The 15,464-nt window shown below is 60.3% G+C and carries 10 protein-coding genes and 3 tRNA genes; all 13 read left to right on the top strand.

Translation table 11 applies throughout. From position 1 onward, the window contains the following. Window positions 1-52 precede the first annotated feature (52 nt). The 13 genes from gacA to putP all read left to right on the top strand — a co-directional run bounded on the left by gacA (window position 53) and on the right by putP (window position 15,430). Window positions 53-697, top strand: coding sequence for a response regulator transcription factor GacA (gene gacA, locus KDW96_RS00645; protein ID WP_255838463.1), 645 nt, complete (start codon window positions 53-55; stop codon window positions 695-697). Window position 698: 1 nt separating this feature from the next. After that, on the top strand, window positions 699-2,522 hold the full coding sequence (uvrC, locus tag KDW96_RS00640) for an excinuclease ABC subunit UvrC (protein ID WP_255840600.1): 1,824 nt from the start codon (window positions 699-701) through the stop codon (window positions 2,520-2,522). Between the two features lie 33 nt (window positions 2,523-2,555). Beyond that, complete coding sequence (gene pgsA, locus KDW96_RS00635) at window positions 2,556-3,116, top strand: CDP-diacylglycerol--glycerol-3-phosphate 3-phosphatidyltransferase (RefSeq protein WP_255838462.1); 561 nt, start codon at window positions 2,556-2,558, stop codon at window positions 3,114-3,116. A 67-nt stretch (window positions 3,117-3,183) separates the two neighbouring features. After that, window positions 3,184-3,259, top strand: a tRNA-Gly gene (locus tag KDW96_RS00630). Window positions 3,260-3,298: 39 nt separating this feature from the next. Further along, window positions 3,299-3,372: transfer RNA gene (locus KDW96_RS00625), tRNA-Cys, on the top strand. Between the two features lie 186 nt (window positions 3,373-3,558). Further along, window positions 3,559-3,645: transfer RNA gene (locus tag KDW96_RS00620), tRNA-Leu, on the top strand. A 171-nt stretch (window positions 3,646-3,816) separates the two neighbouring features. Next, window positions 3,817-5,133: a tyrosine-type recombinase/integrase gene (locus KDW96_RS00615; protein WP_255838461.1), complete on the top strand. Its 1,317-nt coding sequence runs from the start codon at window positions 3,817-3,819 to the stop codon at window positions 5,131-5,133. Between the two features lie 37 nt (window positions 5,134-5,170). Beyond that, window positions 5,171-5,863, top strand: coding sequence for a hypothetical protein (locus KDW96_RS00610; RefSeq protein ID WP_255838460.1), 693 nt, complete (start codon window positions 5,171-5,173; stop codon window positions 5,861-5,863). A 184-nt stretch (window positions 5,864-6,047) separates the two neighbouring features. Beyond that, window positions 6,048-6,284 carry a helix-turn-helix transcriptional regulator gene (locus KDW96_RS00605; RefSeq protein ID WP_255838459.1) on the top strand — a complete coding sequence of 79 codons (237 nt, stop codon included), beginning with the start codon at window positions 6,048-6,050 and terminating at the stop codon, window positions 6,282-6,284. Between the two features lie 17 nt (window positions 6,285-6,301). Further along, window positions 6,302-7,165 (top strand): protein-tyrosine phosphatase family protein, encoded by an 864-nt coding sequence (locus KDW96_RS00600; protein WP_255838458.1) that lies wholly within the window; start codon window positions 6,302-6,304, stop codon window positions 7,163-7,165. A 142-nt stretch (window positions 7,166-7,307) separates the two neighbouring features. After that, the gene (locus KDW96_RS00595) at window positions 7,308-7,928 is read left to right on the top strand and encodes a hypothetical protein (RefSeq protein WP_255838457.1); all 621 of its coding nucleotides are present in this window, start codon (window positions 7,308-7,310) and stop codon (window positions 7,926-7,928) included. A 252-nt stretch (window positions 7,929-8,180) separates the two neighbouring features. Continuing rightward, window positions 8,181-13,061, top strand: a complete 4,881-nt coding sequence (locus tag KDW96_RS00590) for a DEAD/DEAH box helicase (RefSeq protein WP_255838456.1) — start codon at window positions 8,181-8,183, stop codon at window positions 13,059-13,061. Window positions 13,062-13,960: 899 nt separating this feature from the next. Continuing rightward, window positions 13,961-15,430: a sodium/proline symporter PutP gene (gene putP / locus KDW96_RS00585; RefSeq protein ID WP_255838455.1), complete on the top strand. Its 1,470-nt coding sequence runs from the start codon at window positions 13,961-13,963 to the stop codon at window positions 15,428-15,430. Window positions 15,431-15,464: the final 34 nt, after the last annotated feature.

The following is a 15,464-nucleotide window of genomic DNA, read 5'->3' as shown; positions in this document are numbered from 1 at the left end:
CGAATAACAACACCAATTCAGACCGCAGATGTGATGCGCATGGGGAGTCCGCTTGATTAGGGTGCTGGTGGTCGACGACCACGATCTGGTTCGAACAGGCATCACGCGTATGCTGGCAGACATCGACGGCCTGCAGGTCGTCGGTCAGGCCGAGTCCGGCGAGGAATCCCTGCACAAATGCCGCGAGTTGAAGCCCGATGTCGTCCTGATGGACGTCAAGATGCCGGGCATCGGTGGTCTCGAGGCGACCCGCAAGCTGCTGCGCAGCCATCCGGACCTCAAGGTGGTGGCCGTCACCGCCTGCGAGGAAGACCCGTTCCCCACCCGTTTGCTGCAGGCCGGCGCGGCCGGCTACCTGACGAAGGGCGCGGCCCTGGCCGAGATGGTCCAGGCCATCCGCCAGGTGTTTGCCGGCCAGCGCTACATCAGCCCGCAGATCGCCCAGCAGTTGGCCCTGAAGCCCTTCCAGCCCCAGGGCAATGCCTCGCCGTTCGACCTGCTCTCGGAGCGGGAAATCCAGATCGCCCTGATGATCGCCGGCTGCCAGAAGGTGCAGAGCATTTCCGACAAGCTCTGCCTATCGCCCAAGACGGTGAACACCTACCGCTACCGCATCTTCGAGAAGCTGTCGATCACCAGTGATGTCGAGCTGGCCCTGTTGGCGGTGCGCCACGGCATGGTCGATGCCGTCAGTTGAGATGACCACCGCGTTCGACCCCAGCGCCTTCCTCGCCACCTGTAGCGGCCGGCCCGGCGTCTACCGCATGTTCGATGCGGAGGCCAAGCTGCTCTACGTCGGCAAGGCGAAGAACCTGAAGAATCGCCTGGCCAGCTACTTTCGCAAGACCGGCCTGGCGCCGAAGACCGCGGCGCTGGTCGGCAAGATCGCCCAGGTCGAAACCACCATCACCGCCAACGAAACCGAGGCCCTGCTGCTCGAGCAGACCCTGATCAAGCAGTGGCGGCCGCCTTACAACATCCTGCTGCGCGACGATAAGTCCTACCCCTACGTGTTCCTCTCCGATGGCGAGTTCCCACGCCTGGGCATTCATCGCGGGGCGAAGAAGCTCAAGGGCCGCTACTTCGGGCCCTATCCCAGCGCCGGGGCGATTCGCGAAAGCCTCGGTCTGCTGCAGAAGACCTTCCTGGTGCGCCAGTGCGAGGACAGCTACTTCAAGAACCGCACGCGGCCCTGCCTGCAATACCAGATCAAGCGTTGCAAGGGGCCCTGCGTGGGCCTGGTCGAGCCGGCCGAGTACGCCGAGGATGTGCGCCACACGGTGATGTTCCTCGAGGGACGCAGCAACGCCCTCAGCGATGAGCTCTCGACGAGTATGCAGAAGGCCGCCATGGCCCTGGATTTCGAGCGCGCCGCCGAGTTGCGCGACCAGATCGCCTTGCTGCGCCGGGTGCAGGACCAGCAGAGCATGGAAGGCGGCAGCGGCGATGTCGACATAGTCGCCGCCATGGTCAACCCGGGCGGCGCCTGCGTGCACCTGATCAGCGTGCGCGGCGGCCGCGTGCTGGGCAGCAAGAACTTCTTTCCCCAGGTGGGGATCGAGGAGGAGGGTAACGAGGTGATGCTGGCCTTCCTCGCCCAGTATTACCTCAGCAGCCAGGAACGCGACCTGCCCAGCGAGCTGATCGTCAACGTGCTGCACGAAGACTTCCCAACCCTGATCGACGCCATCGCCGAGGCCCGTGGCCGCGAGCTGAGCATCAGTCACCGGGTGCGCGGCACCCGCGCGCGCTGGCAGCAGCTGGCCGTGACCAATGCCGAACAGGCGCTCGGCGCACGCCTGGCCAACCGCCAGCACGTCGCCGCCCGTTTCGAGGCCCTGGCCGAGGCACTCGACATGGACGAGTTGCCGCAGCGCCTGGAGTGCTTCGACATCAGCCACTCCAGTGGCGAGGCCACGGTGGCCTCCTGCGTGGTGTTCGGCCCGGAGGGGCCGCTGAAATCGGACTACCGCCGCTACAACATCGAAGGGGTTACCCCCGGCGACGACTACGCGGCCATGCACCAGGCGCTGACGCGGCGCTTCAGCAAGGTCAAGGACGGCGAGGGCAAACTGCCGGACATCCTCCTGGTCGATGGCGGCAAGGGGCAGCTGGCCATGGCGCGCGAGGTGCTGGAGGAGCTGGCGGTCCCCGATCTGATCCTGCTCGGCGTGGCCAAGGGAACGACCCGCAAGCCGGGCCTGGAAACCCTCTACCTCAACGACGCCGCCCATGAGTTCACCCTTCCGGGCAATTCGCCGGCGCTGCACCTGATCCAGCAGATCCGCGACGAATCGCACCGCTTCGCCATCACCGGGCACCGTGCCCGCCGTGGCAAGGCGCGCCGCACCTCCAGCCTGGAAGAGGTCGCCGGGGTAGGGCCCAAGCGCCGGCGCGAACTGCTCAATCACTTCGGCGGCTTGCAGGAACTGACCCGCGCCAGCGCCGAGGAGATCGCCAAGGCCCCTGGGATTAGCAAAAAGCTCGCCGAGTTGATTTATGCCGCATTGCACAGCGAGTAGAATGCCGGCTCACCTCGCAGCCCAGTTGTGCCGATGAATATCCCCAACCTGCTTACCGTGCTCCGCGTCCTGCTGATCCCGATCTTCATTCTGTTGTTCTACCTGCCATTCTCCTGGAGCTATTGGGCGGCCAGCGGGGTATTCGCGTGCGCCGCCGTCACCGACTGGCTCGACGGCTACCTCGCGCGGCGCTGGGAGCAGAGCACGCCGTTTGGTGCCTTCCTCGATCCGGTGGCCGACAAACTGATGGTGGCCGTCGCCCTGGTCTTGCTGGTGGCCGAGCACGCCAACCTGTGGTTGACCCTGTCGGCGGCGATCATCATCGGCCGAGAAATCGTGGTGTCGGCGCTGCGCGAGTGGATGGCCGAGCTGGGCGCCCGCGCCCATGTCGCGGTGTCCAACCTGGCCAAGTGGAAGACCGCTGCGCAGATGGCCGCGCTGGTCATTCTGCTGGCCAATCCGCCTGCGTTTACCTTATGGGTTCTGCTCGGCTATGGGTTGCTGATCGTTGCCGCGGTGCTGACGCTGTGGTCGATGCTGCAGTACCTGCTGGCCGCCTGGCCGCACCTCAGCACCACCGCCGAAAAGAAATAAGCTTTTTTGAATCAAGGGGTTGACGGGGCGTTCTGAACCTATAGAATGGCGCCCGTCACCAAGACAAGCGGGAATAGCTCAGTTGGTAGAGCACGACCTTGCCAAGGTCGGGGTCGCGAGTTCGAGTCTCGTTTCCCGCTCCAGTTTCAACGGGCCGTTTATGACGGCCCGTTTGGTTTAAAGGCTGAGTAGCAGAGTGGTTATGCACCGGATTGCAAATCCGTGAACGCCGGTTCGATTCCGACCTCAGCCTCCAATTAAAAAGCCCTGTAGATCAGCGATCTACAGGGCTTTTTTAATGGCTTTTGTAAGGCTTGCGGGGCCGCTGAGGGCTGTATATAGTCCCGGCCTCGCACCCAAGCATCACAGCACGACCCTGGCATAACCGCTGAGGTTGGTGCAGTGCCGAAGTGCTTGGTAGCGTCAAGCGAGTCGCCAAAGCGCCCCGATGGTGAAATTGGTAAACACAGCAGACTTAAAATCTGCCGACCGCAAGGTCTTGCCGGTTCGATTCCGGCTCGGGGCACCATTTTCGTTTTTCCGGGTACTCCCGGGAGACCCTGAATGTGCGGAATAACCAATTAAACCGGCGCTTTAGCCGGTTTTTTTGTGCCTGCGTATTCCCGCCTTCATCTAGATAACCCCGTGATTTAGGTATACGTTTAGGTATATCCCGATTCGATATGGATGGCGTATACCAATGGCGCGCACTGTTACCCCTCTGACCGATCCCAAATGCCAGGCCGCACGCCCTAAGGAAAAGGACTACACCCTGTTCGATGGGCAGGGGCTGTTCCTGTTGGTGAAGCCCACAGGAGTGAAGACCTGGCGCTTCAAATACACCAAGCCAAATGGGCGTCCGGGACTGGCCACCTTCGGCAACTACCCATCCCTTGGCCTGAAAGCCGCCCGTGAACGCCGCGCCGAAGCCCTAGAGCTACTGGCGCAGGGCCAAGACCCCATAGAGCAGGCCCGGCAAGCCAAGGCCGAAGCCAGTGCCACAGCAGCAAATACTTTCGAGGCACAGGCCCGCGAATGGCACGCCGCTTGCGCCCTTAAGTGGAAGCCCGGCCATGCCGCCACCGTGCTACGCCGGATGGAGCAGCATCTGTTCCCGCTATTGGGAGGGCACCCCATTGCCGAACTGAAGGCACGCGACCTGCTGGCGCCGCTGAAGCTGGCCGAGCAGCGTGACACCTTGGAGCTGGCCAGCCGCCTGCGCCAGTACGTCACCGCCATCATGCGCCGCGCCGTCCAGCATGGCCTGATCGAGACCAACCCCGCCAACGACCTGCAGGGGGCCACCGCCACGCGCAAGGCTGCCCATAGGCCAGCCCTTCCACTGGAACGCCTAGCGGAGTTGCTGGCGCGCCTAGATGCCTACAATGGCAGAGCGCTGACCCGGCTCGCCGTCATGCTGACCTTGCAGGTCTTCATTCGCTCCAGTGAACTGCGATTTTCTCGCTGGGAAGAAATCGACTTTGAACGTGCCCTCTGGACTATCCCCGGCGAGCGGCAGCCCATCGAAGGCGTAAAGCACGCCACCCGAGGCGCCAAGATGTCGACCCCACATCTGGTGCCCCTCAGTCGGCAGGCGCTGGCCACGCTGGGAGCCGCGCACCAGCTGACCGGCCGCTTCGACCTGATCTTCATCGGTGACCACCAGCACTGGAAGCCAATGAGTGAAAATACCGTCAACGCCGCCCTGCGTCGTATGGGCTATGACACCAAGACCGAAGTATGTGGTCATGGATTCCGCGCAATGGCCTGTTCAGCCCTGATCGAATCGGGTCTCTGGAGCCGTGACGCCGTAGAGCGGCAGATGAGCCATCAGGAGCGCAACGGGGTTCGAGCCGCCTACATTCACAAGGCTGAACACTTGGACGAGCGCCGACTGATGTGCCAGTGGTGGGCCGATTACCTGGACGCCTGCCGGCAGCAGTACCTGACACCCTACGAGTTCGCTAACCGGAGCCAAGATGCTGGCAATGTCGTGACGATCAGGCGGCCAGCCTGATAGAAATCAATGCAGCCAGGAGCACAGGAGCACAGCCATGGATTACGAAAACGACCTGCCGGACCTGAGTCACTGGAAAGCCGTCATGGAGTTCACGGTGGAGCAGGCTGCTCTCCTGATGGCCATGATTGATCCACTCGATGTGGAAACGCTGGCACAAGCCAAAGAGCAGCAGTTCCCCCGCTGGAAGAAGGCGCACGCCCACTGTCTCTCTATTGTCTCAGCCATCCGCCAAGGCATGATCAGCCCTGTCATTTGTTGTGCATGGGTCTTGCCCGAAAACTACTCCGAGCAGCCATATGCAATGAATATCAAGCCCTCTGATCGTACATACGACATCAGTCCCGCCCACACCGTCATTTCTCGCGCGGCCCTCCTGAACTGGATAGAGACAGAACGCGTCCAGGTTACCAAGCCAGCATCGCCCGCCAAGCTGACGCAGTTGGATCAGAAACAGGCTGAGATTATTGAAGCAACACCTTTGGCACTGCCTTATCGCGGCCACACCTCTGAAGGCCTGGAATTTGTCGAGGATGCCATCAAGCAGCTCTGGTCAACTTATGATCCAGATGATCCAAGCACCGCTCCTAGCCAGACTGAAGTGGTTGAATACCTGAAGGGGCGTGGCGCTGGTGCAAACATGGCCCAAGCCGTCAACCTGATTCTTCGGCCGAGACACTTAAGCCCCGGCAACCGTAAAAATAGATCAGCCGCCACCAATAAAAGTTAATAAAATCAATTGAGTACATAAAGGTGCCCACCTAAGGCCGGCCTGTGACTGGGCACCTACCCATCTTGTAGGTGCCCACCAGCCCTAGTGTTCAGGTGCATACCTGCTGTCTAGTTCCACTGCTTGGCGGTCGCCTCAACTGCATCGCTATCGTGTGCCCTGTCCCCAAACAGGAGCACCCAATATGACCACGCACCACGCCTCCGAACCCACCAGCACCTTTCCCGAACTGTTGACCATGGCCGACCTGGCCGCTGTTCTGCGCCGTACCCGCTCCGGTGTTGACAAGCTGCGTGCCCGTGATCCCGAGTTCCCCAAGCCGCTGAAGGATGGTAGCGACCGCCGCAGCCGCGTTTACTTTGTGCGCAGCGAAGTGGAAGCCTACCTGCAGGCCCGCCTGGAAAGCCGTAAGGGCGCGTGAGTAGGGGACTGGCAGCTATGGCCATCCACACCAGTCCCGTCACTGTAGCCACGCAGGAGCCTTCTGAGCTGCTGCATAGGCTGCTGGCGCAGGGCGATAGCGTCAGCATCGAGCGCGGCCAGCTGGTCATCCATCCGGCCAGCGGCAAACCAGTTCCGGCCAACTGGATGGCACAGCACAACCTGACGTTGACCCTGCAAATCCTGTCCGCTGTCGGAGTAGATGCCTATCTGTACCGTAGCCATGCAACAGGCCGCTATGGCAGGCACAAGCAGGGAGGGCTGACCCTGCAGTTTCAGTCTGTTATTGGCCGGGCAGATGCTTACACCATCTTCAACGTGGAGCTAACCCGCGCCCGTGATACTGCTGCAGGCAAGAAGGGCAGCCCACTTCCGGCAGGGCAATTCCGTATTAGCAAGGACTACCAGCTGTACCACTTCTGGCAAGCCACCTGTTTGCCTATGCCAAGGCGACTGTCTGCCCTGCACGACTACATGGGCAAGTTGAAGGGCATTCTGTTCACCGCCAGTCTGACCGCGTATCGCACTGATGCTCGGCTGGACACCCGTACTCTGCTGGCACTGAACATCCCGGCACCAGTAGTTCGCCTGGCTGTTCTGCCGGACAACTCCCGGACAATCGTCGGACAAGGCCCGGACAACTCCCGGACAAGAACGTCGGACAAGGAAATCGCTCCAACTCAGCAACCATGCGGCCTGCGGTCTTTCTCTGGTACGGGTGAAAATACCCACGGTAAAACGGTAATCAGGAACCATGGCCATACGGTCGCCTCGTTCCCCCAGTCATCCCGCAAGCCACCGCAGGAACAGACCGTGGACGAATGGCTGGCCGACTACGACAGCCCGAGCGCATCAGCGTAAATCAACGTGCCAGGAGGTCAACGCTAGTAACCGAGAGTTCGCCTCCGCAGTCACGCTATAGCGAGCCGTCAGACACCAAGCCGGGAAGTTCTCGCGGGTTACCGAAAACCTGTTGATTTCCCAATTGATTTAGGTTGCCCCAATGAGCCGACCGAAGCAGAAAAATACCCTGGAGCACCATCGTCACTTGGATGTGCGCAGGTTGTACAAGGCCGGCGCCCTGCAGCCCGGCTACTCTGGCAGCTGGGCCTGGTGGCGTGATGGCGACCGTACAGCCAGTATCGGGATGACCATGCCCAACGCCAGCACACTGCGTCTGTACTACCATCTGAGCCGTGACGACAAGCCCGAAATGCTGGACTACCCGGTGCCCATCACCTGGACACCCTGTCAGCTCGGCGGCCATCGCCCTTGGTTCCTGTGCCCCTGTTGTGGTCGCCGAGTGGCTGTGCTGTACCTGAGGCGCTACTTTGCCTGCCGCCACTGCCTGCGCCTCAACTACGCCAGCCAGCAGGCCAGCAAGCGTGACCTGGCTCTTGACCTGTCGTGGAAGCTACGCCACGCCCTTGGCTGTGAACTGGGCCTGATGGATCTGCCAGCTGAGTGCATACCCCGGCCCAAAGGCATGCACCTGCGCACCTTTGCCCGCAAGCTAGCCCGTCTGCAACAGGTAGACGCCCGTGCCCAGGAGAGCTGGCAACAGCAGATAGCCGGGCTGGAACGCCGCCTGCGCCGCATCGACAAGCAACTGAGCAGCCGCTGAGTACTGAAGTAGCTCCACATCCCGACCTATATGGAAGTCCCAGCCCCCTTGACAACCCGACCCTCCTAGTTGCCCAAGACCACCAAGCGGCAGCCCCACCAAGGTGCGGGCCATACCGGCAGACAGACACCTCCCTTGCGCATTCCCCCGGTGCCGCCCAGTCGGCATAATTGCCGACCGTTGCCCCCGGCCACTGTGCCAGATGGAAGTGGCGGTAACGCGTGCGCCGTACCCCATGCCAAGGATTACCCAATGCCCACCCTGTCTGCTCTGCTCAACACCTACCGTAGTGCCTCTGTCACCGAACGCGAAAAAGGCACCTATTTCGAGGAGCTGATCTGCACCTACCTGCGTAACGAGGCCACCTACCGCGACCTCTACGACAAGGTTTGGATGTACGCCGATTGGGCCAAGGAGCAAGGGCTGGACGGTCGCGACACCGGCATCGATCTGGTAGCGCGTACCCAGGGCACCGGTGAGTACCACGCGATCCAGTGCAAGCTGTTCGCCGAGGACTACAAAGTCCAGAAGAAGGACATCGACAGCTTCTTCACAGCCTCGGGCAAGGCGCCGTTCTCGCACCGCATCATCGTTACCACCACCAATAACTGGAGCGAGCACGCCGAGGGCGCCTTGCAGGGCCAGCAGCCCCCGGTCAGCAAGATCGACCTGCAAGCCCTGGAAGACAGCCAGATCGACTGGGCCAAGTACCAGCCCAACCAGGCGGTGGTGCTCAAGGCGCGCAAGCAGCTGCGCGATCACCAACAGACAGCACTAAACGCCGTGGCTGCCGGCTTGAAGGATGCCGAGCGTGGCAAGCTGATCATGGCTTGTGGCACCGGCAAGACCTTCACCAGCCTGAAGATCGCCGAGCAGCAGGCCGGCAAGGGCAAGCGAGTGCTGTTCCTGGTGCCCAGTCTCTCGCTGCTGTCGCAGACCCTCACCGAGTGGACTCAGGAAAGTGCCACCCCGCTCCACAGCTTTGCCGTCTGCTCCGACAGCGACGTAGGCAAGAAGCGCAAAGCAGAGGATGACGCGGTTCAGGTGTTCACTCATGAGCTGCGCTACCCGGCCACCACCAAAGCGGATCGCCTCGCAGCGGAAATGCTCAAGCGCCACGATGCCGACCACATGAGTGTGGTGTTCTCCACCTATCACTCCATCGACGTGATCAGCCGTGCCCAGGCAGATTATGGCCTGCCCGCTTTCGATCTGGTGATCTGCGACGAAGCGCACCGCACTACCGGCGCTACCTTTGGCGACGATGACGAAAGCAACTTCGTGCGCGTTCATGATGCCGACTACATCCGCGCGGCCAAGCGTCTATACATGACCGCCACGCCACGCATCTACGGTGACAACGCCAAGATCAAAGCTGAGTCCGGCGAAGTCACTCTTTGCTCGATGGATGACGAGTCGCTGTACGGCAAAGAGATGTTCGTCATCAACTTCTCCGAGGCCGTCCAGCGCGGCTTGCTCACCGATTACAAGGTGCTGGTACTCACCGTCGAGGAGAGCACCATCAGCCGCCGTCTTCAGGACATGCTGAAAGACGAGAACAACCAGCTCAAAGTGGATGATGCGGCCAAGATCGTCGGTTGCTGGAAGGCGTTGGCCAAGCAGGGCCTTCACGAGCAGCTTATAGGTGATGACGAGCCAATGAAGCGTGCTGTGGCTTTCTGCCAGGTCATCTCGCCCAACTACAAGGGCACCAAGCACAAGGTCAGCTCGATCAACATCGCCAGCATGTTCCAGGCGGTGGTCGAGGCCTACCAGAAATCCGAAGAGATCGACGAAGCCTCGCGACTAATCTGCGAGGCCGAGCACGTGGATGGCGGCATGAATGCCAGTGCCAAGGAAGCCAAGCTCAACTGGCTGAAGCAAGCTCCTCCGGCCAACACTTGCCGCATCCTCAGCAACGTACGCTGCCTGTCCGAGGGTGTAGACGTGCCGGCGTTGGACGCCGTGCTCTTCCTCACCCCGCGTAACTCCCAGGTAGATGTTGTGCAGTCCGTTGGCCGCGTGATGCGCAACGCACCAGGCAAGAAGCGCGGCTATGTCGTGTTGCCGGTGGTCATTCCTGCCGGCATGGAGCCTCACGAAGCGCTCAATGACAACCAGACCTACAAGGTGGTCTGGCAGGTACTCCAGGCGCTGCGTTCGCACGACGACAGCTTCGACGCCATGGTCAACAAGCTCGACCTGATCGGCTCCGATCCGCGCAAGATGGAAGTCATCGCCATCACCGACAAGGCCGAGAAGAGGGCGAAGAAAGCCACCGGCACGAGCAATGGCAAGGCCGGTAAAGGCCAGTACGGCATCGGTAGCAAGAACCATGATGCTCCCGGGCAGATGACTCAGCAGGCCGAACTGACCTACGAGGTCGGCGAAATCGAGAAGGCCATCTACGCCAAGATCGTCGAGAAGTGCGGCAACCGCCACCATTGGGAAGACTGGGCCAACGACATCGCCAAAATCGCCCGCACCCATATCGACCGCATCCAGGGCATTCTGGAGAACCCGACCAACACCCACGAGAAGGCCGCTTTCAACGCCTTTGCCGCCGAGCTGCGTGACGACCTCAACGACAGCATCAGCGATGGTGAGATTGTCGAAATGCTAGCTCAGCACCTGGTAACCAAACCGGTATTCGATGCGCTGTTCGACGAGTACAGCTTTGCCAGCCACAACCCCATGTCCAAGGCCATGCAAGGTGTGCTGGACGCGCTCCACGAGCATCACTTGGCCAAGGAAGCCGACACCCTGGAGAAGTTCTACTCCAGCGTGCGTCAGCGTGCCGCCGGTATCGACAATGCCCAAGGCAAGCAGAAGATCATCGTCGAGCTGTACGACAAATTCTTCCGCAACGCCTTCCCAAAGATGACGGAGCGTCTTGGCATCGTTTACACCCCGGTCGAAGTGGTCGACTTCATCCTCCACAGCGTCAACCACCTGCTGCAACAGGAGTTCGGCCAGACCCTGGGCAGCAAGGGCGTTCACATCATCGACCCCTTCACCGGTACCGGCACCTTTATCACCCGCCTGATCCAGTCGGGCCTGATCAAACCGGAAGAGCTACCGCACAAGTACAAGCATGAAATCCACGCCAACGAGCTGGTACTGCTCGCCTACTACATTGCCGCCATCAATATCGAAGCGGCCTATCACGGTGAAGTCTTCGACGAGTACACCCCGTTTGAAGGCATCTGTCTGACCGACACTTTTCAGATGTATGAGAAGGACGATCTAGTCGATGAGTTGTTAGTGGACAACAGTGCCCGGCGCAAGCGGCAGAAGGCGTTGGATATTCGGGTAATTGTGGGCAACCCGCCGTATTCAGCAGGGCAGACAAGCGCCAACGATAACAATGCCAATATCCAGTACCCAACGCTTGATGAGCGCATTCGCACTACCTATGCGGCGGGCTCAAAAGCCACGCTTAAAAACGCCCTTTATGACAGCTATATCCGCGCCATTCGCTGGGCTAGCGACCGCATTGGTGATGCCGGCATCATCGGTTTTGTAACTAATGCGGGTTTTGTTGAGGCCAACACCGCAGACGGTCTCCGCAAGTGTCTGGTTGACGAGTTCTCCAGCCTTTACGTGTTCCATCTGCGCGGCAATCAGCGCACCAGTGGTGAAACCTCGCGTAAAGAAGGAGGCAAGGTTTTCGGCAGCGGTAGTCGCGCCCCCATCGCCATCTCGTTACTGGTTAAGAATCCCAGCGCACCAGCCCGCGGCCAGATCTATTTCCATGACATTGGCGACTATCTCAGTCGCGAAGATAAGCTGGAAAGGATTGCCGGCTACGGCAGCGTAGCTGGCATTGCTGACTGGTCGAGTATAACCCCTGACGCCCATGGTGACTGGCTGCGCCAACGTAGCGACGACTTTAGCGATTTTATTGTTCTGGGCGATAAGAAGGGGAATGGGGGTCAGCTGTTTGATAATTTCTCACGGGGTGTAATGACAAACCGCGATGCTTGGGCATTCAACAGCAGCCAAGACAAGCTTCGGGGCAATATGGAGCAGATGATTGACTTCTATAACGAGGAAGTTATGCGCTTCAATCGCACGTACTCAATGCTGGATAAGAAAGCGCGCGAGTCGTTGGTTGAGGGTTTTATTGATACCAACCCCAAACACATAAGTTGGTCAGTCAATCTGAAGCAAGAGTTAGCCAGAAATCGAACCTTCGAGTACGAATCAGCATCCGCTGTCACTGCGCTTTACCGACCTTTTTCCAAGCAATGGCTGTACTTCAATCGCACCTTCAACGAGAGGGTGCTGCAAATGCCACGCATCTTCCCAGCGCTAGGCTCAGTGAATCTAATGATCATGGTAAAGGGTAATTGGAGAGGCGATGGCCACTTTGCGCTGATCACCAACATCTGTGGCTGTGATCAGCCCGATGGTGGAGCACAGTGCTTCCCTCTCTACCTTTATGATGAGGAAGCGGAGACCAAGGCTAGCGCGGATGACCTGTTTGCCCGCTCAACAGAGTTACCGCGCAAAAAGCGTGACGCAATCTCAGACGAAGGTCTTATACATTTCCAGACCGCCTATCCAACGGAGAAGATCAGCAAAGAAGACCTTTTCTACTACATTTATGGCGTTTTTCACTCATCAGACTACCGCGAGCGCTACGCCGACAACCTGAGCAAGGAGCTACCGCGCATCCCGGCAGTGAAGAAGGCCGCCGACTTCTGGGCTTTCAGCAAAGCTGGCCGCGCCCTGGCCGACCTTCACCTGAACTATGAAACCGTCGAGCCGTACCCGCTGACCATCGAGGCCAAGGGCTCGCTGACCAACGCAGACTACCGGGTAGAGAAAATGAAGTTCGCCAAAAAGGGCGACAAGAACACTGTCATCTACAACCACCGCATCACCCTCAAGGGCATCCCCGAGGCGGCCTGGGATTACGTGGTCAACGGCAAGGCCGCGCTCGACTGGGTGATGGAGCGCCAAGCTGTGCGTACCGACAAGGCCAGCGGCATCGTCAACGACGCCAACGACTGGGCCGTCGAAACCATGGGCAACCCCAAGTATCCGCTGGAGCTGTTCCAGCGCGTTATTACCGTGAGTCTAGAAACCCAAAAAATCGTGAACAGCCTGCCTGCACTGGATATCTGATTCACTATGTGGGGCGGCCAACCACCGCCCCATGGCAACAGCCCAACCCCACGGCAGCCCTGCGAATCACGGCAAGTTGGCGCGATGGAACGCCCGACAGCGCCAGCATCCAGCGACCTCGCGTAGTGATCTGCAGGTATTCACACCTCGACGAGACTTGGCGTCCACAACACCTTGGCATCATGACCTGCGGTAGGGATTCAACCGCACAACGTAAAATGCCGGCCAGAATCTGGCGGCCACTGAGGGGTACTTTCAGGTTTAGGTATACGTTTAGGTATATGGAGCCAGTCCATTCGGTAGTGATCTGAGCAATCACGCGGCGTGCAGGCCAGTATTCGATTCCGGCTCGGGCACCAATTACGCGGGTCCAATCAGTCCAGGGCTCGCCCGCGAAAGCGGCAAAAGATATCCACACCGGCCTCCATGGCCGGTTTTTTGTGGCCGCAATTCTGCCTGATTGGCCCGTAGCAGTCGGGCTGCTGAGCCGTCTCGGCTCAGCGCCTGGGCCTCGCTCCGGCAGGACTCTCGCCGTGCCCCGCACCGCACCTTTGCTCACTGTTGCAAGCAGGGGCAGGGGGTAAGCCGCAAATCTTTCCTATAGTTAAAACGCTAGCCAACGTCGAGGCACTGTTCTGGTGCGCCTTGGGCGTCGGACGGTCCGTCGGTCATCTGCACTGGACTGAGTGTTGCAGTGCCGGTCGGTCCGCAAGGGCTGCGAGGCGACTCTGGAATCGGTTGGAGTCACCGGCGCAGTCGCCATGTGCAGCAAGAACGTGAGGATTCCCATGGAACATGCACTCAGTTTCGCAACATGGTTCTGGTTGATCGTGCCGATGAGCACCGTCGTGCTGTTGTCGCTGGTTACTTACCTAATGGGCAAATGAGGAGCGGCAACCATGAACATGAGCACCCCGACCCTCGTTACTTTCGTCATCTACCTGATCGGCATGCTGGTCATCGGTTTCGCGGCCTACCGGCTCACCGATGACCTGTCCGACTACGTACTCGGCGGACGCCGCCTCGGTCCGGGGGTGGCAGCGCTGAGTGCCGGCGCCTCCGACATGAGCGGCTGGCTGCTGCTCGGGTTGCCCGGCGCGCTCTACGCCGCGGGCATGAATCAGGTGTGGATTGCCGTGGGCCTGACGATTGGCGCCTACCTGAACTGGCAGTTCGTCGCGCGGCGACTTCGCGTGTACACAGAGGTCGCGCGTGATGCGATCACCGTGCCGGACTACCTCGAGAACCGCTTCCATGACGGCAGCAAGGTACTGAGGATGATCTCGGCGCTGGTGATTCTGCTGTTCTTCACCTTCTACACCTCGTCGGGCATGGTCGCCGGCGCCACCCTGTTCGAGAAGAGTTTCGGCATGGATTACGGCACAGCCCTCTGGGTCGGGGCGATCGTCATCATTTCCTACACCTTTCTCGGCGGCTTTCTGGCGGTGTGCTGGACCGACTTCGTGCAGGGCCTGCTGATGTTCGCCGCGTTGCTCATGGTGCCGATCGCGGTGATCGCTGCCGACGGCGGCTGGAGCAGCACGGTGGCCAACGTGGCGGCTGTCGATCCCGCGCGGCTGGACATCTTTCACGAAATGACCCTGTTCGGCATCGTGTCCCTGATGGCCTGGGGGCTTGGCTATTTCGGCCAGCCCCATATCGTTGTGCGTTTCATGGGGCTGCGCCGCTCGAGCGACATGCCCATGGCCAAGCTGATCGGCATGACCTGGATGGTTCTGGCGCTCTATGGCGCCATCTTCACGGGCTTCGCCGGCATCGCCTACTTCGCCGACAAGCCGTTGGCGAACCCGGAAACGGTGTTCATCACCTTGTCGCAGCTGCTGTTCAACCCCTGGGTGGCGGGCGTGCTGCTGGCGGCGATCCTGTCGGCGATCATGAGCACCATCGACTCGCAGCTGTTGGTGTCCTCAAGTGCACTCACCGAGGACTTCTACAAGGCCATGATCCGGCCGAACGCCGGCCAGGGCGAGCTGGTGTGGATCGGCCGCAGCACGGTGATCCTGATCGCGCTGATCGCCGTGCTCATGGCGCGCGATCCCGACAGTACGGTACTCGGGCTGGTCTCCTATGCCTGGGGGGGATTCGGCGCGGCGTTCGGGCCGGTGCTGATCCTGTCGCTGTTCTGGAAGCGCATGACCCGCAACGGCGCCATCGCCGGCATGGTTGTCGGCGCGGTTACCGTGATCCTGTGGAAGCAGGTGAGTGGCGGCATTTTCGACATGTACGAGATCCTTCCCGGTTTCATCCTGTGTGCGCTCACGGTGGTGGTGGTCAGCCTGATGAGCCAGCCGCCGGTGGCGGCGATCCAGAAAGAGTTCGAGGCTTTCGAGAAAGCCCTTCACGAGTGAGACCGGTTGTAACGCGGCGGTCGCGCATTTGCCG

Origin of the sequence: Pseudomonas benzenivorans (assembly GCF_024397895.1) — a bacterium.
Taxonomy (GTDB): Bacteria; Pseudomonadota; Gammaproteobacteria; order Pseudomonadales; family Pseudomonadaceae; genus Aquipseudomonas; species Aquipseudomonas benzenivorans_A.
Note: the sequence above shows the minus strand (reverse complement) of the source record. Positions and strands in the feature narration are given on the sequence as shown.